Raw genomic sequence first — 26,446 nt, 5'->3', positions numbered from 1 at the left:
ACGGAGGCTGCTTTCAGTACCGGCCGCCACCCAGCGCGGAGACGGCGGCGGACAGGATGCGGTTCTCCACGCCCCAGACGGCCTTGTTCATGCCCTTCACGCCCGCGCCGCGCATGTAGTCCGTGAAGTCGTGCAGGGCGGTGGAGCGCTGCATGCGCTCCGTCTTGGCCGCGTAGAGCAGCGGCGTGTTCGGCGCGCCGGTGAGGCCCAGGTCCGGACAGGCCTCCGACAGCGCCGCGCGGTCGATGCCCGTCACCGCGGACAGCATCGCCACGGTGAAGTGGTGCACCGGCAGCTCGCGCGCGTTGGGCACGCGCTCCAGCACCTTCGCGCGCGTCTTCGGGTCGGTGGCCAGCTGGTCCAGCTTCACCCGGGACATCTCCAGGATCTGCTCGTTGGTGACGTGCTTGTTGTCCAGGATGGCCCGGTCGAACAGGCTCTGCGGCGTGTCACCCTTGATGGTGATGTTCACGTCGGACAGGCGCTGACGCATGGTCTGGATGGCGCGCCCCACCTCCGTGTTCGCGCCCCCGCGCCACGAGCCCGGCGTCGCCTGCACCGGCGCCGTCGTCGCGCGGGCCCGCGCCAGCTCCGCGCGGTTGAGCACGTCCGCGCGCGAGGCCTCCGTGACCTGGTTGGCCCGGGCGGGCTGCGCGGCCGGCGCCTGCGTACGGGCCGGGGCGACGGAGGGGGCGGCGGGGCGGTTGCGGATCGGCTGCGTCATGGAGGCACCTTCTACCCTGGAATTCGGAGTACCGGATTATCGCCGGGAGGGCAGGGGAGTTGCCTCGCGCGTCCTACCCGGCGCGTGCGTTCCGCCCCTGGCCCGGTATGGTGCGCGCCATGTCCCCGCGCCTCCCCACCCAGTTCGCTGACCTGCTCACCCCGAAGGGCCGTCGCATTCTCGAAGGCCGAGACTCCGAGACGTGCGGCGCGCTCTTGGACCCCACGCGGCCCTTCATCGCGCTGCAGGGCGTCATCGACGTGAAGAAGGCGGCCGAGGCCCGCGACATCCTGGACGCGGCGCTGCGGGACACGCTCGTCACCATGGAGGACCCCATCCCGGAGGACTCCATCTCCGGCATGGTGGAGAACTACACGGAGGCGCTGCCCAAGACGGTGCGCGTGCGCACCGCGCTCCTGGAGAGCCGGCGCTCGCGCTCGTGGCGCGCGGCGGAAGGCGTGGGGCTGGTGGCGCTCCTGCGCTCGGACACGTTCGCGGCCTTCGCGGCGGCGGTGAGCGGCCGGCCGCTCAAGCGGGGCTGGGGCATCCAGGTGCTCTGCTACGGACCGGGCGACTACACGGGCCCGCACAACGACCACCACCCGGAGGAGGCGGACGCGCGCGACGGCTACGTGGACATGCACGTGAGCCTCACGCAGCCCGCCGTGGACCACCAGTACCTCGTGTACGCGAAGGACGGGCACTTCTCCGAGCTGACCAAGGTCAGCACCGTGGGCGGCGTCACCGTGTACCGGCTGCCCTTCTGGCACTACACGACCCCGCTCGCCGCGAAGCCGGGCAAGGAGGACGCGGCACGCCGCTGGGTGCTGCTGGGCACCTTCCTGGACGCCCCGCCCGGGACGCGCCCCTCCTCCACCGTCCTGCCGGCGGGCGCCCCTCCGCCTGTCCGGGCGGTGACAGTCGGACGTGGCAGCGGGGCCGGACGGCGTTAGCGTGCCGGGCCCATGAGCCCGACCGACATCGACACGCAGGCCAACGACCTCCTCCAGTACATCGACGCGTCGCCCACGCCGTACCACGCCGTGCGCGAGACGGCCCGCCGCCTCACCGCCGCGGGCTTCCGCGAGCTGGACGAGCGCGAGTCCTGGTCGCTGAAGCCCGGCGACAAGGTCTTCGTCATCCGCGGCGACACGAGCATCGCCGCCTTCCAGCTGGGCACGAAGCCCGTGGACACCACCGGCTTCCGGCTGGTGGGCTCGCACACGGACTCGCCCAACCTGCGCCTCAAGCCCAACGCGCCCGTCAACCGCCACGGCTACCAGCAGCTGGGCGTGGAAATCTATGGCGGGGTGCTCCTGCACACGTGGACGGACCGCGACCTGTCGCTCGCGGGCCGCGTGGTGGCGCTGCACAACGGCCGTCCCCAGCACCACCTGGTGGACTTCCGCCGGCCGCTCCTGCGCGTGCCCAACCTGGCCATCCACCTGAACCGCGGCGTCAACACGGACGGCCTGAAGTTGAACCCCCAGGAGCACATGGTGCCGGTGCTGGGCCTGGAGAGCGCGGGCCCCGCGGAATTGCGCGCGCTGCTGGTGGAGGAGCTGGGCCGCGCGGGCGTGAAGGCCGCCGCGGACGACCTCCTGGGCTACGACCTGTGCCTCTACGACTTGCAGCCGTCCACGCGCTCCGGCCTGCACGGGGAGTTCCTGCACGCGCCCCGCCTGGACAACCTGGCCAGCTGCCACACCGGGCTCACCGCGCTCTTGTCCGGCACCGACAAGCGCGAGGCCACCGTCGGCGTGGTGCTCTATGACCACGAGGAGTGCGGCAGCCGCAGCGCGCAGGGCGCCGCGTCGCCGTTCCTCAAGGACCTCCTGGAGCGCATCGTCCAGGCGCACTCGGACGGGCGCGCGGACGCGTTCCACCGCGCCATCCGCCGCTCGTTCCTGGTGAGCGCGGACATGGCGCACGCGGTGCACCCCAACTACTCGTCCATGCACGAGCCCAAGCACCAGCCGCAGCTGGGCGCAGGCCCGGTCATCAAGACCAACGTCAACCAGTCCTACGCGACGGACGGCGAGTCGTGGGCGCACTTCGCCGCCCTGTGCAAGGAGGCGGGCGTCACGCCCCAGCACTTCGTCACCCGCACGGACCTGGGCTGCGGCAGCACCATTGGCCCCATCACCGCGGGGCAGCTGGGCATCCGCACGGTGGACGTGGGCAACCCCATGCTGTCCATGCACTCCATCCGTGAGCTGGCCGCCGCGTCGGACGTGGCGAAGATGGTGGCGGTGCTGACGCGCTTCTTCGCCTGAGCGGCGACGAAAAGGAAGAGGCGGGCCCGGTGCTGACACCGGACCCGCCTCGCGTGTTTCAGGAAGCTCGTGACGCTGGAACTAGTTCACGCCCACCGCGGTCCAGGCGTCCTTCACCTTCTGCACCTGGTTGGAGTCCGCGCCGTACAGGTCCGTGGCGGACTTGATGGTGGCCTCGCGGGCCTGGGCGAACGTCGTCTTCGGCGTCATGTACGTGGTGAGGGCGCGGCCGAAGATCTTCAGGCCGTCCTCCATCCCGATGCCGCCCTTCACTTCCAGGCCGGAGGTGCGGTTCTTGCCGCCCTCCACGAGGAGGTAGAAGGCGTTGTTGGCGATGCCGCTGGAGCCGTGCACCTCCGTCTGCTTCGGGTAGTTCTTGTAGTTGTCGATGGAGTAGTTGTCCTTGGTCGGGTCGTTCATGTAGCGCAGGCCGTCGTGCGGGTCGCCGTTCGTCGGCGTCCAGGCGGACTCGCCCACGGTCCAGTTCCACTTGACCTCGGGGTTCGACTGGGCGGCGTGCCACTCCACGCCCGTGCCCATGATGTCGGAGAAGGCCTCGTTCAAACCACCGGACTCGCCGCTGTAGATGAGGCCGGCGGTGCGCTGGGTGAGGCCGTGCGCGATCTCATGGCCCGCGATGTCCAGCGTGGTGAGCGGGCCGGACTGCTTCCCGTCGCCGTCGCCGTAGCTCATCTTCTCGCCGTCCCAGAACGCGTTCACGTAGTTGTTGCGCACGTGCACGTAGCTGGTGAGCTTCTCGCCCGCGCCGTCAATGGAGTCACGGCCCAGCACATCCTTGAGGAAGTCGTACGTCGCGGCCGCGCCGTAGTGCGCGTCGATGGCGGCCTTGGCGCGCGCCGGGTCGGTGGCCTCGCCCCACTTGTCGTTGTTGTCGGTGATCTTCGTCTGGCCGCTGGCCGTGTTCGCGTTCTTCGCGTCGTAGGTCGCCACGCCCTTGCCGCGCGTCGAGTCCTCCAGCGAGTACGTGCCGTCCGCGTTCTTCGTGGTCTTCAGATCGACGTTGCCGCTGTACATGGACTGGTCGTCCGCGGTGCCCACGGGGTCCGTCGGGGGAGGCGTGGAGCCCTTGCCCGTGACGGTGAGGCCCCACGACTGCAGCGTGCCCGTGTCGCGCTTGGCCTTGTCCTCGACCGTGAGGGTCCAGTCGCCCTTGGCCGACTCGCCCGCGAACGCGGACAGGTCGAAGCTGCCCTTCACGTCGTCCGCGCTGCCACCCTTACGGCTCTGCACGACGGCCGTCTTTCCGGACGGGCTGGTCAGGCTGATGGTGAGGTCGCCGCTGAACGTGTGCTTGATGTCCAGGTCCAGCTTCAGCGAGTCGACCGTCATGTCGTTCGAGACGGTGACCTTCGACGTGGCCTTGCCCAGGTCCGGGATGGGCGCGTTCGGGGTCGCCAGCACCGTCGTCTGCTGGGCGTCACCGGCGGCCAACGGGCGCGAGTAGCCGTGGATCTTGTTGAAGCTCTCCAGGATCTTCCCGGTGTTCGCGTCGATGATGTAGTTCTGCTTCTTGGGCTCGGCCTGGTTGGCGATCTGCGTCACCTCCACCTGGTAGGCCGAGTGGTACTTGCCGGCCTGGTCCTGGTAGATGATGCGCTCGGCGGAGGGCTGCTTGTCCGGCTTGCCGCCCAGCTCCTTCTTCGCGAGGTCGATGACCTGCTGGGGCGCCAGCTTCGGCTTCTGCGAGCCCAGGCCCGCGGGGATGGGGTTCTGCTCACCGGTGACGCTGGACACCTTGCCGTCCGCGCCCAGGTGGCTGATGAGCTGCTCGCCGTAGACCTTCACGCCCTCGTGCACGCGGTCCAGGCGCACGTGCGTCATGCCCAGCGCGTCGCGCTCCACGCTCTTGGGCGCCAGCGTCGGGCCGGCCTTGTTCGCCGCCAGCAGGTTCGACGCGGTCAGCGGCGGGGTGAGGTGCTTCAGGGACGTCTGGATGGCCTGCTGCGCGTCCTTGCTGTCCAGCGCGAGGCGGCCGGTCTGGGCGGAGGTGGCCTCCGTGGAGGAGGACTGCGTCGTCGCCGCGGCGGCCGCGGTGGGCTGCGCGCCAGCGGTGGCGCCCGTGCGGGAGACGGACTCGAAGCCGTCCTTCACGCGCAGGACGTTCTTGGCCTTCGCCGGGGTCGAGGTGTCGGTGGTGGGACGGAGGGAAACGGGCGTCGAACCTTCGGTGCGGCGAATGGTCATTGAACACTCACGCTGCAAGGGGGATGAACAATTCTCGCATGATGGACACCGAGAGTTTCCGATGGGACGAAGAAGTTAACGCGGCATCCCAGAACTCAGTGGATAGCGCTGGTGGACTTCCGGTGAATTCAACGGTTGACACGAAAAATTTGCTTTCAGCCGGGGTGCATCGCGACCCGAATCCCTGGAATCCCTGACCCAGGGCGTCAGGAGCAGCCGTCGCGGGGGGCCCGGAAATGCGGCGGAAATAAATGAAAAAGTACATTCGAGCGGCAACCAGGCAGGCAGGCCGGACGCGTGGAGGCTGATACACTGCGACACGGTTTCCCGGCCGGGTGGGTGCGGGGGCTGGACCCTGGGGGGGTTGAAGACATGGAGCCGTGGATTCATCCGGAGACGCGGGAGGCCCCTGGCCTTCCGACGCTGGCGGTGCGGGTGCCGCGCCGGAACTTCGAAGGTTTGTTTCAACACGCGCTGAGGCCGTCCGGCCTGTTCGCGCAGGCGCTGCGGGACGTGGGCTACGACCCGGACGCGGTGGACGAAGTCCTTCCGCTGGAGGTGTGGCGCGCGTCGCTGGCGGTGGCGCGGCGGCATGCGTGCCCGGGGCTGGCGAGCGAGGACGCCAACCGCGTGCTGGGCACGCACTACGTGGAGGGTTTCGCGCAGACGCTGGTGGGGCGCATCTTCGCCGCGGCGGCGCCGCTCATGGGCGCGGAGCGGTGCCTGGCGCGGCTGCCCACGTACCTGCGCGCGGGCCGCGACGACATGAAGCTGCTGCTGGAGCCGGTGCGCGCGCGCGAGTGGCGGGCGCGCGTGGTGGACGCGGATCCGCTGCCGGACTTCGTGGCGGGCGTGATGGAGCAGGTGCTGCGCCGCACGCGGGTGCTGCCGCGCGTGGACGTGCTGGAGCGCGCCGAGCACGCCTATTCGCTGCGGATCCGCTGGGACGAGGCCTGAGGGGCCGGCGCGTCCCCCCGCCTCTAGTTGAGGTACGTCTTCGGCGGGGGGCGCTTGCTGGTGGGGGCGGGAGGCGCCGGACGCGACTGGCGCCACCGGCCGATGACGTCCATCAGCCCGTCGAACGTGTCGCGCAGGGCCCAGGCGCGGTCCTCCGCGTCCCTCAGGCCCTCGCAGCGCAGCAGGCCGTCGCGCAGCGCGCGCTGGACGCCGGGGCAGTCGTCGCGCTCGTCGATGAGCTGTTCGGCGGTGTGCGCGTAGAGCCGGTAGCACCCCTCCACGTCGCCCCGGTTGTAGGCGGGGGCGCCCACGTTGATGGCCTGGCCCAGCAGCGCGGCCACGGACTCCACGGCCGGCGTCGCGCAGCCCTCCAGGAGGCCCACGGGATGCTGGGGCACCTGGCGCACGCGGGTGGCGCGCTGCCGGGGCGCGTCCAGCGCGGACAGCGGGCGGGGCGGGCCGGACGTCTTGAGGAGCGGCGTGATGTAGCGCACCGGGATGACGAGCCCCAGCGCGCGGCCGTTGGCGAGCGCCGCGGTGGCCAGCCCCACCACCTGACCCTGCGCGTCCAGCACGGGCGAGCCGGAGGCGTCCTCGGGCAGGGTGCGTGACAGCTCCAGCAGGGTGAGCCATTCGCCCAGCACCTGCACCGCGCGGACCTCCAGGGCGCGCGGTTCAGGGAGGCGGTCCGCGTGGGCCTGGAGCACGTGCACCGCTTCGCCCTCCCGGGGCAGCGTGGCCGGGCCCAGCGCGAGGGCGGGCACCAGGTCCGGGACGGACAGGCACAGGACGGCCAGGTCGCGCCGCTCGTCCACGGCGGCCACCTGCACCACCGGGGAGCGCAGGCCGTCCGGGAGCACGGCGGTGATGGCGCGCGCGCTGGCCACCGCGTGGAGGCTGGTGACGACGTGGCCTTCCGTGGAGACGACGAAGCCCGTGGCGGTATGGCCGCCCAGGTCCAGCAACACCAGGGAGGCACTCGTGCGCCGCAAGGCCTCTTCGGCCCGCGCACGGCGTGCCTGGTCGTCGTCGGACATGGCCACCCCCGTTCGTGATGCTCCGGCCGGCATTCCCATCGAGACACGTCCGATGGGGCCAGTCGCATCGGGTTGTATCAGCCCGCCCGCTCTCCACCCAACCCACCCGGGCGGGGCGATGTTGGCCGTCATGTTGTGATTGGCGCGCGAGTGTCCGGTCGTTAAACCTCCGGCCGGCATGCACAAGACCCACCTCGTCGGCGCCCGCACCCACAACCTCAAGGATTTGTCCGTCGACCTCTCCGAAGGAGAGTTCGTCTGCGTCACCGGCGTGTCCGGAGGCGGCAAGTCGAGCCTCGCGCTGGACACGCTCTACGCGGAGGGCCAGCGCCGCTTCGTGGAGAGCTTCAGCCCGTATGCCCGGCAGTTCCTCGAGCGGCTGGAGCGGCCGCCCATGGACGCGCTGGAGCCGGTGGCCGCGGGCGTCGCGGTGGACCGGCGCGCGCCGGTGAAGAGCTCGCGCTCCACGGTGGCGACGCTGGCGGACGTGGAGCCGTACCTGTCCGCGCTCTTCACCCGTGAGGCCATGCCGGTGTGTCCGGACTGTGGCCTGGAGGCGGTGCGCACCGACGCGCGCGTGGCCGCGCAGGCCGCCCTGCGTGAGCACCCGGACGCGCCCGCCGTCTTCACGTACCCCGTGCGCATCCCGGACACGTCCGCGTTCCTCGACGCGAGGGCCCGCCTGCTGAAGGACGGCTACCACCGGCTGATGGTGCAGGGCGAGGTGAAGGAGCTGGAGACGCTCAAGCCGGGCGAGGCCACCGACCCCGCGGGCGTGGCGCAGGTGGTGGTGGACCGGGTGAAGCTGACGGACGCGAACCTGTCCCGCGTCACCCAGGCGCTGGAGGACGCGTGGGCGCGCGCGGACGGCGAGGCGCTGCTCTTCGTGCCGGAGGCCGCGCCGAAGCGGCTGCGCCGGGGCCTCGTGTGCCCCAGGTGCGCGCGTGAGTTCGAGCCCGCGCGGCCAGGCCTCTTCAGCTACCAGAGCCCGGTGGGCGCGTGCGCGCCGTGCCGGGGCTTCGGGCGCACCATCGGCATCGACTGGGGGAAGGTGATCCCCAACCCGACGTTGAGCCTGGCGCAGGGGGCCATCCGTCCCTGGTCCGGCCAGTCCACCAGCTGGGAGCGGGAGATGCTCCAGCGCTACTGCCGTCAGAAGGGCATCCCCTTCGACAAGCCGTGGGAGAAGCTCACCGCCCAGCAGCGCGAATCGGTGCTCCAGGGCGAGGGTGACTACGACGGCGGCCGCGTCTACCCGGGCGTGCGCGCGTGGTTCCGGTGGATGGAGGGGCGCACGTACAAGATGCACGTGCGCGTGCTCCTGGCGCGCTATCGCGCGTACACGCTCTGCGACAGCTGTCACGGCGCGCGGCTCAACGAGCAGGCCCGCGCGTGGCGCGTGGGCGGCCTGGACCTGCCGGGCTGGCACGGCCTGGAGCTGACGGACGCGCTGAGCCGCCTGGATGCGCTGAAGACGCTCACGGGGCAGGGGGACCTGGCGCGGCGCGAGCTGTCCGCGCGCCTGCGCTACCTCCAGCGCGTGGGCCTGGGCTACCTCACGCTGGACCGGCCCGCGCGCACGCTGTCCGGCGGCGAGGCGCAGCGCGTGTCGCTCACCGCGGCGCTGGGCACGTCGCTGACGGGCGCGCTCTTCGTGCTGGACGAGCCCACCGTGGGCCTGCACCCGGGGGACGTGCCGCCGCTCACGGAGGCCATCGCGGAGCTGGCGGACCGGGGCAACATCGCGCTGGTCATCGAGCATGATCCGCTGGTCATCCGCTCCGCGCACCGCGTGCTGGAGCTGGGCCCGGGCGCGGGCCGCAACGGCGGCACGCTCTGCTTCGACGGCACCCCGGAGGCGCTGGCGAAGCGGCAGGACCTGCCCACGGGCCGCATGCTGTCCGGCGGCTCGGAGGCGCCGCGCACGCCGCGCACCCGCACGGGGGAGATCGTCATCCGCGAGGCGCGCGAGCACAACCTCAAGGACGTGTCCGTGCGCGTGCCGCTGGGCGTGCTGTGCGCCATCACCGGCCCCAGCGGCTCCGGCAAGAGCACGCTGATGGACGAGGTGCTCTACCGGCACCTGGCGCGCGGGCTGGGCGAGAAGGACGTAGAGGCCCCCGGCGACGTGGCGGCGGTGGAGGGCGGGGCGCAGGTGGAGGCCATCACCTTCGTGGACCAGTCCCCGCTGGGGCGCACGTCGCGCGGCAACGCGGCCACGTACACCAAGGCGTGGGACCGGCTGCGCGAGCGCTTCGCGTCCGAGCCCGACGCGGAGGTGCGGGGCCTGACGTCCGCGCACTTCTCCTTCAACGTGGACAAGGGCCGCTGCGAGGCCTGCGCGGGTGAGGGCTACGAGACGGTGGAGATGCAGTTCCTCGCGGACGTGGCCCTCTTGTGCGCGGTGTGCCGGGGCCGGCGCTTCAAGGAGGAGGTGCTCGCCGTCCGCCACCAGGGCTTCAGCGTGGCGCAGGTGCTGGAGATGACGGTGGACGAGGTGCTCCAGCACTTCGGCGACGACTCGGCGCTGAAGCGCACGCTGGGGCCGGCGCAGCGGCTGGGCCTGGGCTACCTGCCCCTGGGCCAGCCCCTGTCCACGCTGTCCGGCGGCGAGGCGCAGCGGCTCAAGCTGGCGCGCGCGCTGGCGAGCGACGCGAAGGGCACGCTGTTCCTCATCGACGAGCCGAGCGCCGGCCTCCACGCGGAGGACGTGCGCCACGTGATGGCGTCGCTGCACGCGCTGGTGGACCGGGGCGCGAGCGTGCTCGTGGTGGACCACGACGTGTCGGTGATGAAGGGCTCGGACTGGATCATCGACCTGGGGCCCAAGGGCGGCCGCGACGGGGGCCGGCTGGTGGCGGAGGGCACGCCCGCGGACGTGGCGAAGGTGCAGGGCAGCGCCACCGCCGCCGCGCTCCGGGGCGAGGGCAAGCCGCTGGCGAAGGCGGTGAAGCTGCGCCGTCCCGGGAAGGAAGCGCCGCCCGCCATCGAGGTGGAGCACGCGCGCGAGCACAACCTCAAGGACGTGTCCTGCCGGATTCCCCTGGGGAAGATGACGGTGGTGACGGGGCCCAGCGGCTCCGGCAAGAGCTCGCTGGTGTTCGACGTCGTCTTCGCGGAGGGCCAGCGCCGCTTCCTGGAGACGCTGACGCCGTACGCCCGGCAGTTCCTGCCCACGCTGCCGCGCCCGGACGTGGAGCGCATCAGCAGCATCCCGCCCACCGTGGCGCTGGAGCAGCGCACGTCGCGCGCGGGGGCCACCAGCACCGTGGCCACCGTCACGGAGGTGGCCCACTACCTGCGCCTCATGTACGCGAAGATCGGCGAGCCGCACTGCCCGCACGACGACACGCCCATTGGCGCCACGACGCCGGCCGCGCTCTACGCGCAGGTGCTGGCGACGAAGGGCGAGGGGCAGGTGCTGGCGCCCGCGGTGCGCGCTCGCAAGGGCACGTACCTGGACGTCTTCACGGCGGCGGCGCGCGCGGGCATCACCCAGGCCATCGTGGACGGGGAGCTGGCGTCCACGGACAACCCGCCGCGCCTGACGAAGACGAAGGAGCACGACATCGACCTCGTGATGTACGAGGGCAAGCTCGCGAAGCTGCCGCGCGAGCTGTTCGAGGCGTCGCTCAACTGGGGCAAGGGCGCCGTGAAGCTGCGCACGGGCAAGGCGGAGACGCTCCTGTCCAGCGAGCGCACGTGCCCGAAGTGCGGCACCGCCGTGCCGGAGCTCGACCCCCGCTGGTTCTCCTTCAACACGAAGCAGGGCCGCTGCGAGTCGTGCGAGGGCACCGGCGTACAGGGCGGCGCCTCCGCGATGGCCGAGGGCGAGACGGCCCCGTGCCGCACGTGCGGTGGCACCCGCCTGTCCCCCGTGCCGCGCGCGGTGCGGCTGGAGGGCGCGCGCTACCACGAGGTGGTGCAGGCGTCGGTGACGTCCACGCTCGCGCGCGTGCGCACCTGGAAGCTCAAGGGCGACCGGGCGCTCCTGGGCGAGACGGCGCGGCAGGAGATGCTGCGGCGCCTGGAGTTCCTGGAGCGCGTGGGCCTGGGCTACCTGTCCCTGGACCGCAACGCCGCCACGCTGTCCGGCGGCGAGATGCAGCGCTTGAGGTTGTCCGCGCAGCTGGGCGCGGGCCTCACCGGCGCGATGTACGTGCTGGACGAGCCCACCATCGGCCTGCACCCGCGCGACACGCACCGGCTGCTCGACAACCTGCGCGCGCTGGTGGAGACGGGCTCCACGGTGCTGGTGGTGGAGCATGACTCGGACACCATCCGCGCCGCGGATCACCTGCTGGACCTGGGGCCCACGGGCGGCCGGGGCGGTGGCCACATCCTGGCGGAGGGCACGCCGGACGTGGTGCTGGAGTCGGACTCGCCCACCGCGCTGGCGCTCCGGGCCGCGCAGGTGCGGCCTCCGTCCGGCCGGGGCGAGCCGAAGGCGTGGGTGGAGCTGAAGGGGGCTCGCGCGAACAACCTCCAGCGCGTGGACCTCAAGCTTCCGGTGGGACGGCTCAACGTCGTCTCAGGCGTGTCGGGCTCCGGCAAGAGCACGCTCATCCGGCAGGTGTTGTACCCGGCGCTGCGCGACAAGTTGGGGCTCGTCACGTCGAAGCCCGGCGCGTTCGATGCGCTCAAGGGCACCGAGTCCATCAAGCGCGTGCTGTCGGTGGATCAGTCGCCCATCGGCCGCACGCCGCGCTCGGTGCCGGCGACGTTCCTGGGCATCTGGGACGAGCTGCGCCGCGTGTTCGCGGCCACGCCCGAGGCGAAGATCCGCGGCTTCGGGCCCGCGCGCTTCTCCTTCAACACGGCGGCCGGTGGCCGCTGCAAGGTGTGCGAAGGGCAGGGCGCCATCTCCCATGAGATGTCCTTCCTGCCGGACGTCGTCACGCCGTGCGAGGCCTGCAACGGGGCGCGCTTCGACGCCGCCACGCTGGAGGTGCGCTACCACGGGCTCACCGTGGGCGACGTGCTGCGCCTGTCCGCGGACGAGGCGAAGGACGTGTTCCGCTCGCTGCCCAAGGTCGCGGCGCCGCTGGAGTGCCTGGCGGACCTGGGCGTGGGCTACCTGCAGCTGGGACAGGGCTCCAACACGCTGTCCGGCGGCGAGGCGCAGCGGCTCAAGCTGGCCGCGGAGCTGACGGCCACCTCCCGCCACGAGCCCACGCTGTACGTGCTGGATGAGCCCACCACCGGCCTGCACCTGGGCGACGTGGAGAAGCTCATCACCTTCCTGGGCCGGCTGGTGGACCGGGGCGACACGCTGGTCGTGATTGAGCACCACCCGTCGGTCATCGCCGCGGGGGACCACGTGGTGGAGCTGGGGCCGGAGGGCGGCGAGGGCGGAGGCCGCATCGTGGGCGAAGGCACGCCGCGCGAGGTGGCGAAGCTCAAGACGCCCACGGGCCGCGTGCTCAAGACGGTTTTTTCCACTGAAGAACCCAGGACGCGCGTCGCCGCGCGGGGACGGTGAAACGATGAACGCCTTGCGGCATCCTGCGCGCGCCATGCGAACCCCACTGCTGTTCACCGTCGCGACGGTGCTCTCCCTCTCCACGGCGGCCTCCGCCGCGGACAAGACCGAAAAGAAAGCCATGTCCTTCCACCAGCTCTCCGCCAACCGGCTCGACGGCAAGCCCGGGAAGCTGTCGGACTTCCAGGGCAAGGTCGCCCTCGTCGTGAACACCGCGTCCGAGTGCGGCTACACGCCGCAGTACAAGGGCCTCCAGTCGCTCTACGACAGCTACAAGGACAAGGGCGTGGTCGTCCTGGGCTTCCCGTCCAACGACTTCGGCGGACAGGAGCCGGGCACCTCCGAGCAGATCGCGAAGTTCTGCGAGCTGCGCTTCAAGGTCTCCTTCCCCATGTTCGAGAAGGTGAAGACGAAGGGCGAGGGCCAGTCCCCCGTCTACGCGTTCCTCGCCAAGGACCACGGCGAGCCCAAGTGGAACTTCCACAAGTACGTGGTGGGCAAGGACGGCCAGGTGAAGGCCGCGTTCCCCAGCAGCGTCACGCCTGACAGCCCGGAGCTGAAGGCCGCCATCGACAAGGCGCTCGCGGAGAAGTGACGGGCGTTCCCCGGCGGCGGATCCGGTCCTCGTGACGGGGATCCGCGCCGGGCGTTGGGCGTCCGACGTTGGCTCCGCGCCGGGGGGCCGCTCGGCGGTGGGGCAGGGCGTGCGCAGCTTGGGTCCCGGCCCATGGCTCCGGCTCTTTCCCCTGTGCGCGTCGTGACCGTGGTGCTGCTCGCGGCGCTGGGCGGTGGGTGCGCGTCACTGGAGCCGCGGCGCTCGGAGCTGGCCACGCGCGTGGGACGGTCCGACCTGTCCGTGGCGGTGATGCGCACGCGGGTGCGGGACCTGGCCCGGCGCTTCTCCGGATTGATTGAGGCCATGGCGGACGACCTGGCCCTGCGCTCCGGCTCACCCTCCGTGGCCGCGGCCATGCTGCGGTTCAAGGCCAACGCGGTGCCCGCCGTGCAGAGCACGCTCTTCAAGCCGGATCCGGTGGCCGCGCTCATCGACACGTGGGCGCTGCTGGCCCAGCTGGAGGACTCCCTGCCGCGCTCCGCCGCGGGCGCCTCGCCGGAGCTGGTGGCGCACGCCCATGACTCGCTGGTGGCATTGGAGTCCGAGCTGGCGGCCGAGTGGCGCGAGGTCACCGGCCACGAGGACGTGACCCAGACCCGGGACCGGGTGCACGCCTGGGCCGCGGAGCACCCGTTGACCGGACCGCTCGTCACTCGCGAATCCACCACGGCCCTGCTGGCGTCGCTCACGGACGTGGCGGGGGGAGGCCTGAGGTCCACGGCCGCCGGCCTCATCGAGGACACGCGCGACCTCACCGCGCGCGTGGACCTCTACGCGACGAGCCTGCCCCGGCAGGCGCGCTGGCAGGCGGAGCTGGTCGCGACCGACGCGATGCGCGCCCCCACCGTCCAGGCCGCGCTGGCGGAGCTGGGGCGCACGGTGGACCTGCTGGACCGCGTGGGCGCCGTGGCCGCGAACACGCCCGCGCACATCGAACGCGAACGCCGCGCGGTGCTGGACGCGGTGCACCGCGAGCGCCTGGGCCTTCAGGAGTTCGTCACCGGCGAGCGGCAGGCCGTGCTCGCGGACGTGGGGCGCGAGCGCCAGGCGGTGGTGGACGCGCTGCATGCCGAGCGGGTGGCCACGCTCCAGCAACTCGATGGTCTGGCGCGCGGTTGGGTGGACCACGCGTTCGACCGGCTGGGGCCGCTGGTGGACCGCGTGTTCCTCTGGCTCGCGCTGCTGCTGGTGCTGCTGGGCGTGGGCGGCGTGCTGGGCGGCCTGGTGCTGACGCGCGCGTGGCGGCGCGCGCGCTGAAGAGAGAGCGCCTACTTCTTCTCCTCCGGCTTGGGCGGGAACTTCTCCAGCATCTTCTCCACGCCTTTTTCAATCCTGCCGCCATCGGTCTGGGCGCTCGGGCTGTCGCCCAGGTTCGCCTGGGCCGTGCCGCGCCAGACGAGCGTCTTCTCCCTCGCGTCCACCACGTCGAGGATGAGCGTGCCCACGTCGTACTGGCGCACGTACGTCTCCGAGGGCCCGTAGTACGAACCCCAGAACGGATCCCACGGGTAGCCCCAGTAGCTGTCCACCGTCTCCGCGGACAGCCGCGTGTCGATGGCGCCCTGCCAGCCGATGAGGAAGTCCGGATTCGCGCTCGCATCCACCTTCTTGTAGCCGCGGGCCTGGAGGTTGCGATCCACCGCCCCTGTCACCTGCGACTCGGTGATGGCGTTGTTGATGCGCGTGTCCGTCGTCTGCTCGGGATGCGACAGCCACGCATAGCTGCGGAACTCGTTGATGCGCTGGACCGCGGCGGGGTCGTAGTTGGTGCCGACATCGACGCCCGCGCAGGACGCGAGCCCCAGGCCCACGAGCACGGGAAGGACACGGGACAGCAGACGCATGGCGGCCTCCAGGAGGATGGACGCATCCCAGGGGGCGGGACACGGTCGATGCCATGACGTTGGGGATGGCCCCCGGGGATGCCCCCCCGTGCCCGCCTGTCCGCCTCCGACTTCCGGCAGGGGCGTCCTCAGTCGCCGCGCGGTCCCTTGGGTCCCTTGACCTTCATTCCCTTCATGCCTTCGGAGCGGGCCATGACCATGGCCAGCGTCGCGCGCTTCTGCGGGGACAGGTCCTTGGCGAGCGCCTGGTACAGCTCCCGGTCCAGCGCGGCGATCTGCGCCCGCGCGTCGAAGGCCTTCTGCGCCGCCGCGTCCACCTGTCCCAGCGCCGCGCTGTCGCCGCGCGCCGCCTGGTGGAGGATGCGCGCGGAGTCCCGCACCTGCTCGCGAAGCGGGCGCCGGCGGTCCTCGAAGCGGCGCAGCGTCTCATCCATCTTCAGGGCCTGCGCGCTGTCCAGCTCCAGCGAGTCCGCCAGCTCCAGCACCTGCCGCAGCCGCTGCCGCTGTTCGGCCCGGGCCATGCGGTCGGAGTCACGCGCTCCCGGCTCCTGCGCCCGGGGCTGCGCCAGCGCCATCACGGGCAGCGCGAACGCGAGCGCCAACGTCATCCGCTTCATCGTCTTCACAGTGTCTCTCCCAGGTCGAAGTCCCCATCCAGGTCGGCGTCGTCGCCCTCCCACGTCAGGTCCTCGTCCACGCTGTACTCCGAACCGTCGTCCTCCAGCGGATCCAACCCGGCCCAGGCCTCGAAGGCGGCCAGCGTCTCCGCGTCCACGTCGTCGCGGGCGCTCGCCGTCTGCACGGTGGCCGGCGTCGCCGCGGGGTGGGGTGCCCTGAGCCGCTCCAGCGCGGACGGCCCCAGCATCAGCGCCACCACCGCCGCCACCGCCGCGAGCGAACCCAGCGCCCGGCGGCTCATGCTCTGGCGCGACTGCTCACGGCGCCAGGCCGCGAGCGTCCTCGAGCCCAGGCCCTCCTGCGCGCGCACCTCCACGGGCGTCTGGGGCGGCAGCGCCGCCAGCCCCAGCACCTCGCGCGCGGAGGCCACCTCCCCCTGGCAGGCCGCGCAGGACTCCAGGTGGGCCTGGAAGCGCGTGGCCTCCTCGCCCTCCAGCGCCTCCGCGGCGTGGAGGCTCGCCTGCTCCTCGTATTCCACGCACGCACCCATCACTGCGTCTCCCCGGCCACGTCGGCCTTCAAGCGTTTCACCGCGTGGTGGAACTGCACCTTCGCGTTGTTCTCCGTGATGCCCAGCGTCTCCGCGATGTCCTTGAACGGCAGTCCGCCGTCCACCCGCAGCGTCAGCACCTCGCGCTGACGGCGGGGCAGGGCCAGCACCGCCTGACGCACCCGCTGCCCCTGCTGGGTGCGCTCCAGGGACGCCTCCGCGCCCTCGCCGGGATCCGCCGCCACGTCATCCGTCACCGGCGCCACCAGCACCGGCCGCCACCGCAGCCCCTGCCGCGCGTGGTTCTTCGCCAGGTTGAGCGCCACCCGCACCAGCCACGACCGGAACGGCGTGGGCGTGGCGGGGGTGAAGCGCGCGAACACCCGTCGCGACGCCTCCAGGGCCCGGAGGAATGCCTGCTGCGTCAGGTCCGCCGCGTCCTCCGCGCTCACCGTGTAGCGGCGCATCAGCGAGAAGACGAGGCCCCGGTGCCGCTCGAAGAGCTGGCCGAACGCCGCCGCGTCCCCCGCGAGGAAGGCCCCGCATAGGGCCTCGTCCGAGAGAGCGCTCACGGCCCCACCGGGCCGCACCAGTCCTAGGACCCGTCCGCTCACAGGGGCTCCAACCCTCCAGGGGGCGGAAGGTTATTTTCCGCCCTGCATTTCGCCCCGGGGGCGAACAGGAGACGTCCGGTACCGGGCAGGCGGGCAGGCGCGGGCGCCCTCAGGCGGAGGCGGTGTCGTTGCCCGGGGCGGGGTGGGCCTGGAGGTACTTCAGCACGTCGTCCAGGTGGCGGTAGACGCGCACCTCGTGGTGGATGACGTGTTCGACGGTGCCGTCCGCGCCGATGATGAAGGTGACGCGCCGGTCGATGTTGAGCACGGGCCACAGCACGCCCCAGGCGCGGCTGATCCGCCGCTCGTCGTCTCCCAGGAGGGCGAAGTGGATGCCTTCCTGCTGGGCGAAGTCGCACTGGGTGGTGAGCGTGTCCACGGAGACGCCGACCAGCTCCGCGCCCAGCGCGCGGATCCGCTCGTGGTTGTCCCGGAACGCCCTGTTCTCGATGGTGCAGCCCACGGTGAAGGCGCGCGGGAAGAAGAAGAGCACGACGCGCCGGCCTCGAAGCTCCGACAACCGCACGGTCTGCCCATGGCAGTCGGTCGCGGCGAAGTCAGGTGCGAGGTCTCCGACGGCAATCATTCGATGCGTGCTCCATCCCCAACGGCGGGAGTTGTCCTTCCCCTACCACGTTTTCCCCGCCATCCCATGCCGCGCCGCGCCGGGTGTCCGCTCCCCTCGGAATCTGGCAAGGTGCCCCGCCGTGCCGCCTGCCTTGACGGACCCTGCCTCCCCCGCCTTCCTCGATGCCCTGGCCCGAGGCCTGGGCGTGACCCGGGTCGCCCGGGTCACCGGCCTGGACCGCACCGGCGTGGAGGTCGCCTGCGCGGTGCGTCCGGGTGGACACGTGCTCCAGGTGTGTAACGGCAAGGGGCTCACCTTCGAGGCCGCGGCCCGGGGCGCCCTCTTCGAGACGGCGGAGCTGTGGGCGGCGGAGACGGTCCGGCCGGAGCGGCTGCGCTGGGGGGCCCAGGCGGAGCTGGAGCGGACAGGCGACGCGGTCTGGGGCGTGGAGGCGCTGGGGTCGGCGGGGGCGGTGATGGCGCCCAGGCTCGCGGGGCCGGCGGTGCGGCTGGCATGGTGCGAGGCGCGGACGCTGGACGCAGGCGAGCGCGTCTGGGTGCCGGCGCAGGGCGTGTACTGCCCGCCCTCGGGGACGGTGGAGCTGGGGCCGCTGTCGGTGGCCTGGACGACGAACGGCTCCGGGGCGCATCCGGAGTCGGAGCCGGCGCTGCTGCACGCGCTGCTGGAGGCCACGGAGCGCGACCAGCTGGCAAGGGCGTTGCCGGAGGGCTGGTCCGAGGAGGGCGTGGTGGGGCGGATGCTGCGGCCGGAGGGCCTGGAGGACGGGGCGCCGCGCACGGCCGCGCTGCGGGACGCGCTGCGGACCCGAGGGTTCCACGCCTACCTCTTCGACGTGACGCCCGCGCCCCGGACGCGGGGCCGGGTGGGGCTGCCGGTGGCGGCGGCGGTGCTGGTGGACGCGGACGAGGGGCCGGTGCCCCTCACGGCCGGCTATGCGTGCGCGCTGGACCGGGACGAGGCGCTGCACAAGGCCCTGCTGGAGGCCGCGCAGTCGCGGCTGACGGACATCCACGGCGCCCGGGAGGACGTGGCGGCGGCGGACCGCGAGGCGTCGCTGGGGTTCGCCCAGGCCCTGGCGGAGGTGCGGCCGCGGCGCGCCGTGGACGCGATGCCGGACGTGACGGTCCGCCGGGCAGGGACCGCGACGGCGAAGGTGCGCGCGGTGCTGTCGCTGCTGGACGGTGCGGGCTTCACCCGGGTGGCGGGCGTGGTGCTGGACGCGCCGGTGCCCGGGCTGCACGTGTGGAAGGTGGTGGTGGCGGGCATGCGCGTCTCGGGGCTCCTGTGAAACGGCGGTCGGACGACCTGGTGGTGTTCCTGGGGCCCTCGCTGCCCGAGGCGGAGGCGCGGCGGATCGCGCCGTGCACGGTGCTGCCTCCCGCGCGGCAGGGCGACGTGTGGCGGGCGCTGTCGCTCAAGCCCCGGGCCCTGGTGCTGGTGGACGGCGTCTTCGAGGCGCAGCCGTCCGTGTGGCACCACGAGCTGCTCGCGGCGATGGAGGCGGGCGTGGCCGTGTTCGGCGGCGGCAGCATGGGCGCGCTGCGCGCCTCGGAGCTGGCCGGGCAGGGCATGGTGGGCGTGGGCCGCATCTTCGGCTGGTATCGGGACGGCGTGGTGGTGGACGACTCGGAGGTGGCGCTGCTGCACGCGGACGCCGAGCACGGCTGGCGTCCCCTCACCGTGCCCCTGGTGAACGTGCGCCACGCGGCGGAGCAGGCACGCAAGGCGCGCGTGCTGGGCCGCCCCGGCGCCCAGGCCCTGGTGGACGCGGCGGCGGCCGTCTTCTACCAGGAGCGCACCTGGGCACGGGTCCGCGAGGCCGTGGAGCCCGCGTGGACCCGGCCCGTGCGCGATGCGTGGGACGCCTGGTTCGCGAATGGGGTGGAGGACCTCAAGCGGCTGGACGCCCTGGAGTGCATCCGCTCGGCGGCGGACTTCGTGAGCCAGTCGGAACCGCCGCGGCCCGGCGTGCGGCGCAATCCCTCCTCGCTGGTGCGGCGCCGGCGCCTGGTGGAGGACGTGACGCGCGTGGGCCCGCGCCCCGTGGACTCCGGACGCGTGATGGAGCTGCTGCGCGGCGCGCCGGATGCGGCGGCCTGGGCGGAGGCCGGCCTGCGGCGCGCGCTGCTCGCGGGCTGGGCGCGGTCGCTGGGCCTCGCCGCGACGGAGGAGGAGATCGCCGCGGAGGAGGCCGCGTGGTGGAAGGAGCGGGGGATCCGCGTGTCCCGCCGCGAGGCCTTCCTCGCCGCGAGCGGGCTCGACGGACCGGGGCTGCGCCAGCTGTGCGAGGCCCGGGCGCTGGAGCGGCTGGCGTTGCTGAACGCATCAAGGCTCCTTCCGGACGGCCCCTCCTGGGACGAGGCCCTGGCCTCCGAAGCCCGGCTGGGAGGCCAGTGGGAGCAGGCCGCCCGCGCGCTGGCGGAAGCGGACGAAGGGCCTGACGACGGCGGGTGACGGCCCGTCCCCCCGAGTAATTCCAGACAGGGACCTCCGTCACGGCTGACGGTTGAGACCTGTTTCACGCGCCCGTGGTCCTCATGCACCCTGGCGGGTTGGACGCGCGTTCAGGGTCAACCCTCCTGCTGCGTCACGAAAAAACGTGACAGCCCCGCACGGACGGATAGGGTCAACCCCGGAGGTTGTCCGCATTGAACACCGCTCCCCGGGTGGTTCCGCCAAGTGGGTCCGTGCCGTCATCCGTCGGGCTCCCTCCCGGATTGCGGGGAATCCGACCTGCGCGGTGGGGTGTGGCAGGGAAGGCGCCCTCGCGGGTCCTGAACCCCTGGAAAGGTGTCCCCACCTCCCAGGTTGTGTCGCGGCTTGAGTCAGGGTCATGAGCACGCCGTTCCACCCGGACCAGCTTGAAGTCGGCCACCACGTCGGCCCGTGGCGAATCGTGGGCTTCCTGGGCGCGGGAGGCTTCGGCCGGGTCTTCAAGGTGGAGCGTGCGGGGAACGTCTACGCACTGAAGCTCGCGCTGCGGCCGGCGAACCAGCACGCCCCGGATGAAGAGGACGTCAACGGACGGCTCTCGCGGGAGGTGGCGGCGTTGCTCGCGTGCGCGCCGCATCCCAACCTGCCGCGTGTGCACGCGGTGGACCGCTGGCCGGAGCCGCCGGACGGCTACCTCTTCCACGTCACCGACTTCGTGGATGGCGAGACGTTTCACGAGTGGCGCTGGCGCGTGAAGCCCTCCGCCGCGCACCTGCTGACCGTCTACACGGAGGTCGTGCGGGTGTTCGCGGATCTCCACCGCCGGGGCGTCCTTCACCGCGACCTCAAGGCGGACAACCTGCTCATCCGCCGCGCGGACGAGCGGCCCATCCTCATCGACATGGGCACGGCGCGCATCCCCGGGGCCTCCACGCTGACAGTGGGTGTCGCGCCCGCGTCGCCCCACCTGCTGCCTCCCGAGTGCGTGGCGTTCCTGCGCGAGGGCTCCTGGAAGTCGGGAGCGAACTTCGACGCGGGCATCCCGGGCGACCTCTACGCGCTGGGCGCGCTGCTCTACGAGTCGCTGACGGACGGCTACGCCTTCGACCCGCGCCTGCCCTACGAGCGGTTGCTGCCCGCCATCGAGTCGGTGGTGCCGCGCGCTCCCAAAGACATCAACCCCAAGGTCCCCTCCAGCCTGTCGGACATCGCGATGCGGCTGCTCTCCAAGCGCCCCGAGGACCGTTACTCGGGGACGGAGACGCTGCTGCAGGCGCTCTGGGACGCGGCCAAGGACAAGCGCCACTCGGACTGGAAGGTGTCCCTGGACATCCCGGAGGACCCGGATGCGTCTGGCCTGGACCGGGGCGTGGTGTCGCTGTCGCAGTACCCCGGGAGAGCCACCGAGTCGGAGTCCGATGCCACGGAGACCGCGGGTTCGCCCGCCATCGTGGCGCCCTCCGTGTCGCCGAAGCGGCGCCGCCGTTCCGGAGCGGTGCTCGGCCTGGGAGCACTGTTGTTGGGCCTTTTGATCTTCGGACTGGCCCGGCTGACGCCGGACCGTCCTCCACCTGCCGTAGCGCCTGTGTCTGAGAAAGGAAGTCCGTCCGTGACCCCAACCCCGAGTCTTCCCGATGCCGCCGTGCTCGCGGTGGCCGCTTCCCCGGATGCGGGAGCCTCCGCCGCGGTGGAACCGGCTCCGTCCGTACCGCCCGTGGTCGCGAGTGCTCCCGCGAAACCCTTGCGTGCAGACGGGGGCGTCATGCGGAAGATCGCCGGAGCAGCCGTTGCGGCCTGCGTGGGTGTGTCCTGCGCGGGCGGCAATGCCAACACCCGCAGAGAGGAAGGCGAACCGTGTCCGCCGGGCGCCAAGGCGGCCATGACGGAGTTTGGTCTCTACAGGCTCAGGGGCATGGACTACGTCTACCTGCAAGAAAACGAGCTCGGCCAGATGGAGGTCCGTGAAGGGCCCATCGCGGGCATTACCCATAACACGGCGTGGGGGAAAGGCGACCTGCCGCCGCGCACTGCGGTGAGGGGGCGCGCAGTGTTCGCGCCGGGGGAGACGCGGCTCTTCTTCACGGAGGCCACCCTACCCGAGGGGCGGGTCATTCCTATTTGCATGGAGTTCTTCGACCTTCAGCACGAACGATGGGGCTTTCTGCAAAACCAAGAAAACTTCGACAAGGACACCGCCACCGTTCGTCACATCCCGGTCCAGTTGCTTAACGTGAGGGGGGTCAAGCGGCTCTACATGCCCAACGAGGAGTAGATACTTCGCCTCAACGATGACTCCTCACGGAGATGGGTCATCATCGAGCAGCGGCCACGCGAAACGCTCCGTGATAGAAGGAAACTCCTGCCGCCCCGGTTCGAGGAGCCCTCACTACCGTGCCCTCCTGTCTGTTCGTCGCGCTTCCGGTTCTTCTCTGGTCGACAACTGTCCTGGCCGCCCCTCCCGCAGAGAAGGAACCCGTTGAAGGAACGCTCCGGGTGGAAGTGGGAGCGGAGGACACGCGGACGCGCCCCATCCGCATCGGGCCTGGGGTGAGCACGACGCTGCTCTTCGATACCGAGATCCAGCAGGACCAGGTAAGCCTGGAGTCGCGAGCGCAATTCGCGCGGGTGAGCACTGGCGGCTCGGTCCTCGTGCTGATTCCTTCCAATGACTTGCAGCAGGGGGAAACGCTGAAGTTGTCCATTCCGTTCAGGGATTCGGGCCCGGCGCTACCCTCGCGGCTGACATTGACCCTGGTGGTGGACTCCGGTGCCGTGGATAGACAGGTGGAAGTCTACCGGCGGGCGCGTTCCGCGGAGTCGTACCGCCTGGAAGTGCAGCAACTGCGCACGGAACTGGATCGCTTGAGACAGGAGCGAGGTTCCCAGACGGGAGGGGCATGCGAACGGACCGGCTTTCGGGGACTCCTGGAGGCCGTAGCGGCGTTCCCTGGCATTTCGGTCGGAGCGACTGCTAGGTCGCTGAGTTGCAAGCAACCCTGTTCATTGCGAATCGAAAAGAACTGGGCGTACATGTCGGGGAAGCGGCGGGCCGTGAAGTTGTCGTTGCGGGCGGCCGACAAGAAGCCATGGATCATCGGGCGGGCGGTGCTGGTGGACCGGCAGGGGAACGAGTGGGAGTCCCTGCCACCCGCCCAGTCCGGGCCCATCACAGCGGAAGCCGCGGCGACGCTGATCCTTGAGTTCGACGTGAACAACCCGGAGCTGCGCGGCTATCAGCTGAACGTCTCGGATGTGGACGGCAACCGGATGACGCAGTGGCGCGGCATCGATTTCTCCTGAGACTCAGTCCAGGAACCGGCGCTCCCAGCGACGCAGGGCTTCGGCATCCCTGGAGGGACGGGAGTCACCCTGGAAGTACATCCAGGGCTCCAGGACGCGGGCCAGTTCACGGTAGGCCGGTAGGACGGGGCTCCGCGCCGTATCCCCCGCGTCGGGCTCAGGGCCCAGGGTAATGACCGCGCGTCCCTCCGACAGAGGCGTCACGGTCGTGCCAGGACTCTTGAGCTTTTCACGGAGCGCATCCACGCCGCCCAGTTCCTCAAGCACCGGGGGACCCAGGAAGTTCATCCAATGGACGCCGCGGACACGGTTGCCCAGGTGAAGGGATGCAGACTCATCGGGAACATCCATCCCGGGATGACGAAGGCGTTCGCGTTGAATCCATTCGTCGACATCCATGAGACTGAGCTGGGCATTGAAGGCGAAACCCGCATGCCCGGATGTAAACGGCAGGTCCGCTGAGAGTTTCAACGCCAGCTCGCGGACGAGGACTGGCCCTTGCGACTCCAGGAACTCCGTAGGGAGCCAGAAAGTGACGGTGCTGAACGTCTGTGCCGCATCCGGGGAGTCGGGATTCTCCCTCCACTGGCCGTTATAGATGAACCTGTAATCGCCCACTCCATTGACGTGATCCGCTAGATCGACGTAGGCGAACTGGGAGGAGTGAAGTTCCTGCTCCAGGAACTCTCGACCAGCACTACCGATTTCGTGGAAGTCCCCTTCGTAATCACAATACCAATTCAGGGATGCCGGGACGATGGCGTGCTGAAACACATGCAGGGCATGTTCAATTCGCTGGGCGACGTCATGGTGCGAGTGAGCCAGGTAAAAGGCAATGCTGACGCCATCTCGGAGCAGCATGCCTCCGTGTCCTGCACGAATCCTGATGTGAGGATGAGAACGCGTCACGGTGCTGCTCCCAGAATGGGGACGATGCGCCAGGGCTGGACTCCCAAAGCCTGCTCATACATCTGGCCTTGCGTCTTGCCCCAGTAAGGATGGCTGCGGGGATAACGCCTCCAGCTCGCTGGATTGCTGACGGGGCACGGAAACTTGAAGTCGAACACAGCTTCGGCCATCAACGGATCTCCCAAATGGATGACGACGTCCGGAACAAGCGTGCCCAGGAGTTGGCCTGCTTGTCCGGATCGAAGCCACGCCTCCACTTGAGCGCGGGTGATCAGCCGGAGCGTTCCCTTCTTCATGTCATAACCGTACCGTTGCTCCAGACTGAATCCACCTGGCCGCTCAACGGATAGACGCGCCTGGACGCAGCGAAGGGCCACCGCGTGCTTCTCCTGCCCCAGTTGCATGGCCCGGGTGATGGGTTGTCCGGCCGCATCCGTCCCGACCTGCTCCTGGCACTGCTTCGCCGTCGGCGTCTTTCCGTCAAACATCCGCAGGTTCACGTCCAGATCCGCCTCGGTCGCGCAAGACGTCAGCAGCTCCCTCAGTCGTGTCTCCGCCGTTGCATCCATGGCCCGCAGCGCCCCGGCCACGGACGCACCGGCCTGCGCCGTGGCACGGACCCCGGCGGGCACTGCCATGTCCGCGCAGTACGCGGGGTTGTGCCGGCACGCGTTGGTGCCCGAATCCAGGGTCTGCTGGTACTCCCGCCGCGTCTGTCCGCCGCCCGCGGACTGGCACCCGCAGAGCAGCAGCCAGCCCAGCAGGGCCGCTGTGTGACGAATCCGCATGGCCACCGAGCGTGCCAGAATCCCCTCAGCCCCGTCCCCCATGCCGGGTAGGGTGCGGCTCCACACGATGACCTCCGACCTCACGCCCGAATCCCTGCGCTGCGTCCGCGCCGACGCGCGCGAGCCCGAGGGCTACCGGGCCGCCCTCGGCGACACCCGCGCGTCCCTGCTCCACACCGATCCGCCCTATTGCCTGCTCACCCGGCGGCGCAAGGGCGGCGACCTGCGCGACCCCCGCGCGAACAAGAAGATCGACCGCAACCCCATCGTCCGCTTCGAGTCCGTGCGCGACTACCGCGTCTTCTCCGAGGCCTGGCTTGCGCGCGCCACCGCGCACCTCACCCCCGACGCGCCCCTCATCATCTGGACGAACCTCCTGGGCAAGGAGCCCATCCTCACCGCCGCGCGCGACCTGGGCTACACCCACCTGCGCGGCGAATACGTCTGGGGCAAGCGCACCACCGACAAGAACGCCAACGAGCAGCTCCTGCGCGTCTACGAGGTCGCCCTCGTCATCGCGCGCACGCCCGCGCCGCCGCTCGCGCCCGGGGACGCCCCCACCGTGTGGGCCGTCGTCGGCGGCTACGACGATGACGCCGAGGCCGTGCAGTGGGGCGGCCACCCGCACCACAAGCCCTTCTCCGTGCTGGAGCCCCTGGTCCGCACCTGGAGCCGCCCCGGCGACACCGTGCTGGACCCCTTCGCCGGCAGCGGCTCCATGCCCTCCGCCGCCCTGCGCCTGGGCCGCCGCCCCGCCTGCATGGAGGTCGAACCCGAGTGGGCCGAGCGCGTCACCCACCGCCTGCGCGAAACCGCCCGTCAGCTGGCCAGCGCCCGGTAGAAGCGCGTCTCGCTCCACGTGGGCACGTCCGTGGGACGGTGGCCCCACCAGTTCATCACCAGCGTGCGCCGCTCGCGCGAAGGCCCCGGCAGCTTGCCGTCCGGGACCTGGTTGTCCGCGTCCAGCACCCCGTGCGTCAGCGTCCCGTCGAACACCACCAGCCGGTTGGGACGCGGCGCCACCAGCGTCAAATCCTCCAGCCGGTCCGGCGCGAGCGACGGGTTGTCTTCACACGGCAGCTCCCGCGTCACCGCCAGCGCGCCGCCCCGCACCCGGTTGAGGAACAGCACCGACGAGCGCACCGGGTGCACCCGCTTCCCCGTCGCCAACGCCAGCCGCTCATCCCGGTCCTGGTGGAAGTCCACCCGCACGTCCGTGGCCTTCATCCGCGACAGCCACCACTCCACGCCAGCAATCCTCCACCCCTTCGTCACCCGGGGGCGCAGCGTGTGGATGACCTCCTCCACCACGTTCTCTGGCGGCCCGAAGGCGTACCAGAACGTCGTCTGGTACGTGTGACGCAGCCGCTCCCCCTTGAGGTCCCCCACGCGGCGCGACAGCCGGCGGAAGAGGGGGAGGGGCAGGGCGGGCTCGGTGAGCTGGACGAGGGATTCCACGATGGATCCGAAGCTTTCCCCTGAACGCGAGGTGGGCGCCACCTCC

The 26,446-nt window shown here is 71.1% G+C and carries 22 protein-coding genes; 11 read left to right on the top strand and 11 right to left on the bottom strand.

What is annotated here, in order from left to right:
* Positions 1 to 13 precede the first annotated feature (13 nt).
* Positions 14 to 724 carry a hypothetical protein gene (locus tag NR792_RS15195; protein WP_375760746.1) on the bottom strand — a complete coding sequence of 237 codons (711 nt, stop codon included), beginning with the start codon at positions 722 to 724 and terminating at the stop codon, positions 14 to 16.
* 119 nt (positions 725 to 843) lie between these two features.
* On the opposite strand from NR792_RS15195, the gene NR792_RS15190 reads away from it, so the two are divergent.
* The gene (locus NR792_RS15190; protein ID WP_375760745.1) at positions 844 to 1,677 is read left to right on the top strand and encodes a hypothetical protein; all 834 of its coding nucleotides are present in this window, start codon (positions 844 to 846) and stop codon (positions 1,675 to 1,677) included.
* A gap of 12 nt (positions 1,678 to 1,689) precedes the next feature.
* Positions 1,690 to 3,000, top strand: a complete 1,311-nt coding sequence (locus tag NR792_RS15185; RefSeq protein ID WP_375760744.1) for a M18 family aminopeptidase — start codon at positions 1,690 to 1,692, stop codon at positions 2,998 to 3,000.
* Between the two features lie 81 nt (positions 3,001 to 3,081).
* Here NR792_RS15185 and NR792_RS15180 read toward each other — a convergent pair whose 3' ends face one another.
* Complete coding sequence (locus NR792_RS15180) at positions 3,082 to 5,205, bottom strand: M4 family metallopeptidase (RefSeq protein ID WP_375760743.1); 2,124 nt, start codon at positions 5,203 to 5,205, stop codon at positions 3,082 to 3,084.
* Between the two features lie 372 nt (positions 5,206 to 5,577).
* On the opposite strand from NR792_RS15180, the gene NR792_RS15175 reads away from it, so the two are divergent.
* Complete coding sequence (locus NR792_RS15175) at positions 5,578 to 6,162, top strand: DUF2378 family protein (RefSeq protein ID WP_375760742.1); 585 nt, start codon at positions 5,578 to 5,580, stop codon at positions 6,160 to 6,162.
* Between the two features lie 23 nt (positions 6,163 to 6,185).
* Here the strand turns inward: NR792_RS15175 and NR792_RS15170 are convergent, their stop codons facing one another.
* Entirely contained in the window at positions 6,186 to 7,199 is a 1,014-nt protein-coding gene (locus tag NR792_RS15170; RefSeq protein WP_375760741.1) for a serine protease, read from the bottom strand.
* 178 nt (positions 7,200 to 7,377) lie between these two features.
* Between NR792_RS15170 and uvrA the strand changes: the two genes are divergently transcribed.
* From uvrA to NR792_RS15155, 3 genes are all read left to right on the top strand, one after another.
* Entirely contained in the window at positions 7,378 to 12,681 is a 5,304-nt protein-coding gene (gene uvrA / locus NR792_RS15165; protein ID WP_375760740.1) for an excinuclease ABC subunit UvrA, read from the top strand.
* Positions 12,682 to 12,715: 34 nt separating this feature from the next.
* Entirely contained in the window at positions 12,716 to 13,276 is a 561-nt protein-coding gene (locus tag NR792_RS15160) for a glutathione peroxidase (RefSeq protein ID WP_375760739.1), read from the top strand.
* Between the two features lie 132 nt (positions 13,277 to 13,408).
* Complete coding sequence (locus NR792_RS15155) at positions 13,409 to 14,554, top strand: chemotaxis protein (protein WP_375760738.1); 1,146 nt, start codon at positions 13,409 to 13,411, stop codon at positions 14,552 to 14,554.
* Positions 14,555 to 14,565: 11 nt separating this feature from the next.
* On the opposite strand, the gene NR792_RS15150 is transcribed toward NR792_RS15155, so the two are convergent.
* The 5 genes from NR792_RS15150 to NR792_RS15130 form a co-directional block, all read right to left on the bottom strand.
* Positions 14,566 to 15,141: a DUF4136 domain-containing protein gene (locus NR792_RS15150; RefSeq protein ID WP_375760737.1), complete on the bottom strand. Its 576-nt coding sequence runs from the start codon at positions 15,139 to 15,141 to the stop codon at positions 14,566 to 14,568.
* Positions 15,142 to 15,269: 128 nt separating this feature from the next.
* Entirely contained in the window at positions 15,270 to 15,758 is a 489-nt protein-coding gene (locus NR792_RS15145) for a hypothetical protein (RefSeq protein WP_375761623.1), read from the bottom strand.
* 5 nt (positions 15,759 to 15,763) lie between these two features.
* Positions 15,764 to 16,309 (bottom strand): zf-HC2 domain-containing protein, encoded by a 546-nt coding sequence (locus NR792_RS15140; RefSeq protein ID WP_375760736.1) that lies wholly within the window; start codon positions 16,307 to 16,309, stop codon positions 15,764 to 15,766.
* Positions 16,309 to 16,881 carry an RNA polymerase sigma factor gene (locus NR792_RS15135; protein ID WP_375760735.1) on the bottom strand — a complete coding sequence of 191 codons (573 nt, stop codon included), beginning with the start codon at positions 16,879 to 16,881 and terminating at the stop codon, positions 16,309 to 16,311. The genes NR792_RS15140 and NR792_RS15135 overlap by 1 nt, the downstream gene beginning before the upstream one ends.
* A gap of 151 nt (positions 16,882 to 17,032) precedes the next feature.
* Entirely contained in the window at positions 17,033 to 17,509 is a 477-nt protein-coding gene (locus tag NR792_RS15130; protein ID WP_375760734.1) for a peroxiredoxin, read from the bottom strand.
* Positions 17,510 to 17,630: 121 nt separating this feature from the next.
* Between NR792_RS15130 and NR792_RS15125 the strand changes: the two genes are divergently transcribed.
* The 4 genes from NR792_RS15125 (at position 17,631) to NR792_RS15110 (ending at position 23,245) form a co-directional block, all read left to right on the top strand.
* A complete protein-coding gene (locus NR792_RS15125; RefSeq protein WP_375760733.1) occupies positions 17,631 to 18,800 on the top strand; it encodes a YcaO-like family protein in 1,170 nt (389 codons plus the stop codon).
* On the top strand, positions 18,797 to 19,966 hold the full coding sequence (locus NR792_RS15120) for a TfuA-like protein (protein WP_375760732.1): 1,170 nt from the start codon (positions 18,797 to 18,799) through the stop codon (positions 19,964 to 19,966). Before NR792_RS15125 ends, NR792_RS15120 begins: the two co-directional genes overlap by 4 nt.
* A 379-nt stretch (positions 19,967 to 20,345) precedes the next feature.
* Entirely contained in the window at positions 20,346 to 22,217 is a 1,872-nt protein-coding gene (locus tag NR792_RS15115) for a serine/threonine protein kinase (RefSeq protein WP_375760731.1), read from the top strand.
* Between the two features lie 119 nt (positions 22,218 to 22,336).
* A complete protein-coding gene (locus tag NR792_RS15110) occupies positions 22,337 to 23,245 on the top strand; it encodes a DUF2381 family protein (protein ID WP_375760730.1) in 909 nt (302 codons plus the stop codon).
* A gap of 3 nt (positions 23,246 to 23,248) precedes the next feature.
* Here NR792_RS15110 and NR792_RS15105 read toward each other — a convergent pair whose 3' ends face one another.
* Both NR792_RS15105 and NR792_RS15100 read right to left on the bottom strand, forming a co-directional pair.
* A complete protein-coding gene (locus NR792_RS15105; protein WP_375760729.1) occupies positions 23,249 to 24,106 on the bottom strand; it encodes a DUF3396 domain-containing protein in 858 nt (285 codons plus the stop codon).
* Between the two features lie 44 nt (positions 24,107 to 24,150).
* On the bottom strand, positions 24,151 to 25,026 hold the full coding sequence (locus NR792_RS15100) for a hypothetical protein (protein WP_375760728.1): 876 nt from the start codon (positions 25,024 to 25,026) through the stop codon (positions 24,151 to 24,153).
* On the opposite strand from NR792_RS15100, the gene NR792_RS15095 reads away from it, so the two are divergent.
* Complete coding sequence (locus NR792_RS15095) at positions 25,010 to 25,783, top strand: DNA-methyltransferase (RefSeq protein ID WP_375760727.1); 774 nt, start codon at positions 25,010 to 25,012, stop codon at positions 25,781 to 25,783. The genes NR792_RS15100 and NR792_RS15095 overlap by 17 nt on opposite strands.
* On the opposite strand, the gene NR792_RS15090 is transcribed toward NR792_RS15095, so the two are convergent.
* Positions 25,762 to 26,400, bottom strand: coding sequence for a hypothetical protein (locus NR792_RS15090; protein WP_375760726.1), 639 nt, complete (start codon positions 26,398 to 26,400; stop codon positions 25,762 to 25,764). The two genes, NR792_RS15095 and NR792_RS15090, sit on opposite strands and share 22 nt — an antisense overlap.
* Positions 26,401 to 26,446: the final 46 nt, after the last annotated feature.

Origin of the sequence: Corallococcus exercitus (assembly GCF_042231735.1) — a bacterium.
Lineage (GTDB): Bacteria > Myxococcota > Myxococcia > Myxococcales > Myxococcaceae > Corallococcus > Corallococcus exercitus_B.
Note: the sequence above shows the minus strand (reverse complement) of the source record. Positions and strands in the feature narration are given on the sequence as shown.

Coding starts and splice junctions, on each gene's coding strand:
- NR792_RS15115 (WP_375760731.1), top strand. CDS start 20,346: ATGAGCACGCCGTTCCACCCGGACCAGCTTGAAGTCGGCCACCACGTC.
- uvrA (WP_375760740.1), top strand. CDS start 7,378: ATGCACAAGACCCACCTCGTCGGCGCCCGCACCCACAACCTCAAGGAT.
- NR792_RS15130 (WP_375760734.1), bottom strand. CDS start 17,509: ATGATTGCCGTCGGAGACCTCGCACCTGACTTCGCCGCGACCGACTGC.
- NR792_RS15155 (WP_375760738.1), top strand. CDS start 13,409: ATGGCTCCGGCTCTTTCCCCTGTGCGCGTCGTGACCGTGGTGCTGCTC.
- NR792_RS15180 (WP_375760743.1), bottom strand. CDS start 5,205: ATGACCATTCGCCGCACCGAAGGTTCGACGCCCGTTTCCCTCCGTCCC.
- NR792_RS15170 (WP_375760741.1), bottom strand. CDS start 7,199: ATGTCCGACGACGACCAGGCACGCCGTGCGCGGGCCGAAGAGGCCTTG.
- NR792_RS15175 (WP_375760742.1), top strand. CDS start 5,578: ATGGAGCCGTGGATTCATCCGGAGACGCGGGAGGCCCCTGGCCTTCCG.
- NR792_RS15160 (WP_375760739.1), top strand. CDS start 12,716: ATGCGAACCCCACTGCTGTTCACCGTCGCGACGGTGCTCTCCCTCTCC.
- NR792_RS15190 (WP_375760745.1), top strand. CDS start 844: ATGTCCCCGCGCCTCCCCACCCAGTTCGCTGACCTGCTCACCCCGAAG.
- NR792_RS15150 (WP_375760737.1), bottom strand. CDS start 15,141: ATGCGTCTGCTGTCCCGTGTCCTTCCCGTGCTCGTGGGCCTGGGGCTC.
- NR792_RS15140 (WP_375760736.1), bottom strand. CDS start 16,309: ATGGGTGCGTGCGTGGAATACGAGGAGCAGGCGAGCCTCCACGCCGCG.
- NR792_RS15185 (WP_375760744.1), top strand. CDS start 1,690: ATGAGCCCGACCGACATCGACACGCAGGCCAACGACCTCCTCCAGTAC.
- NR792_RS15095 (WP_375760727.1), top strand. CDS start 25,010: ATGACCTCCGACCTCACGCCCGAATCCCTGCGCTGCGTCCGCGCCGAC.
- NR792_RS15195 (WP_375760746.1), bottom strand. CDS start 724: ATGACGCAGCCGATCCGCAACCGCCCCGCCGCCCCCTCCGTCGCCCCG.
- NR792_RS15105 (WP_375760729.1), bottom strand. CDS start 24,106: ATGCTGCTCCGAGATGGCGTCAGCATTGCCTTTTACCTGGCTCACTCG.
- NR792_RS15145 (WP_375761623.1), bottom strand. CDS start 15,758: ATGAAGCGGATGACGTTGGCGCTCGCGTTCGCGCTGCCCGTGATGGCG.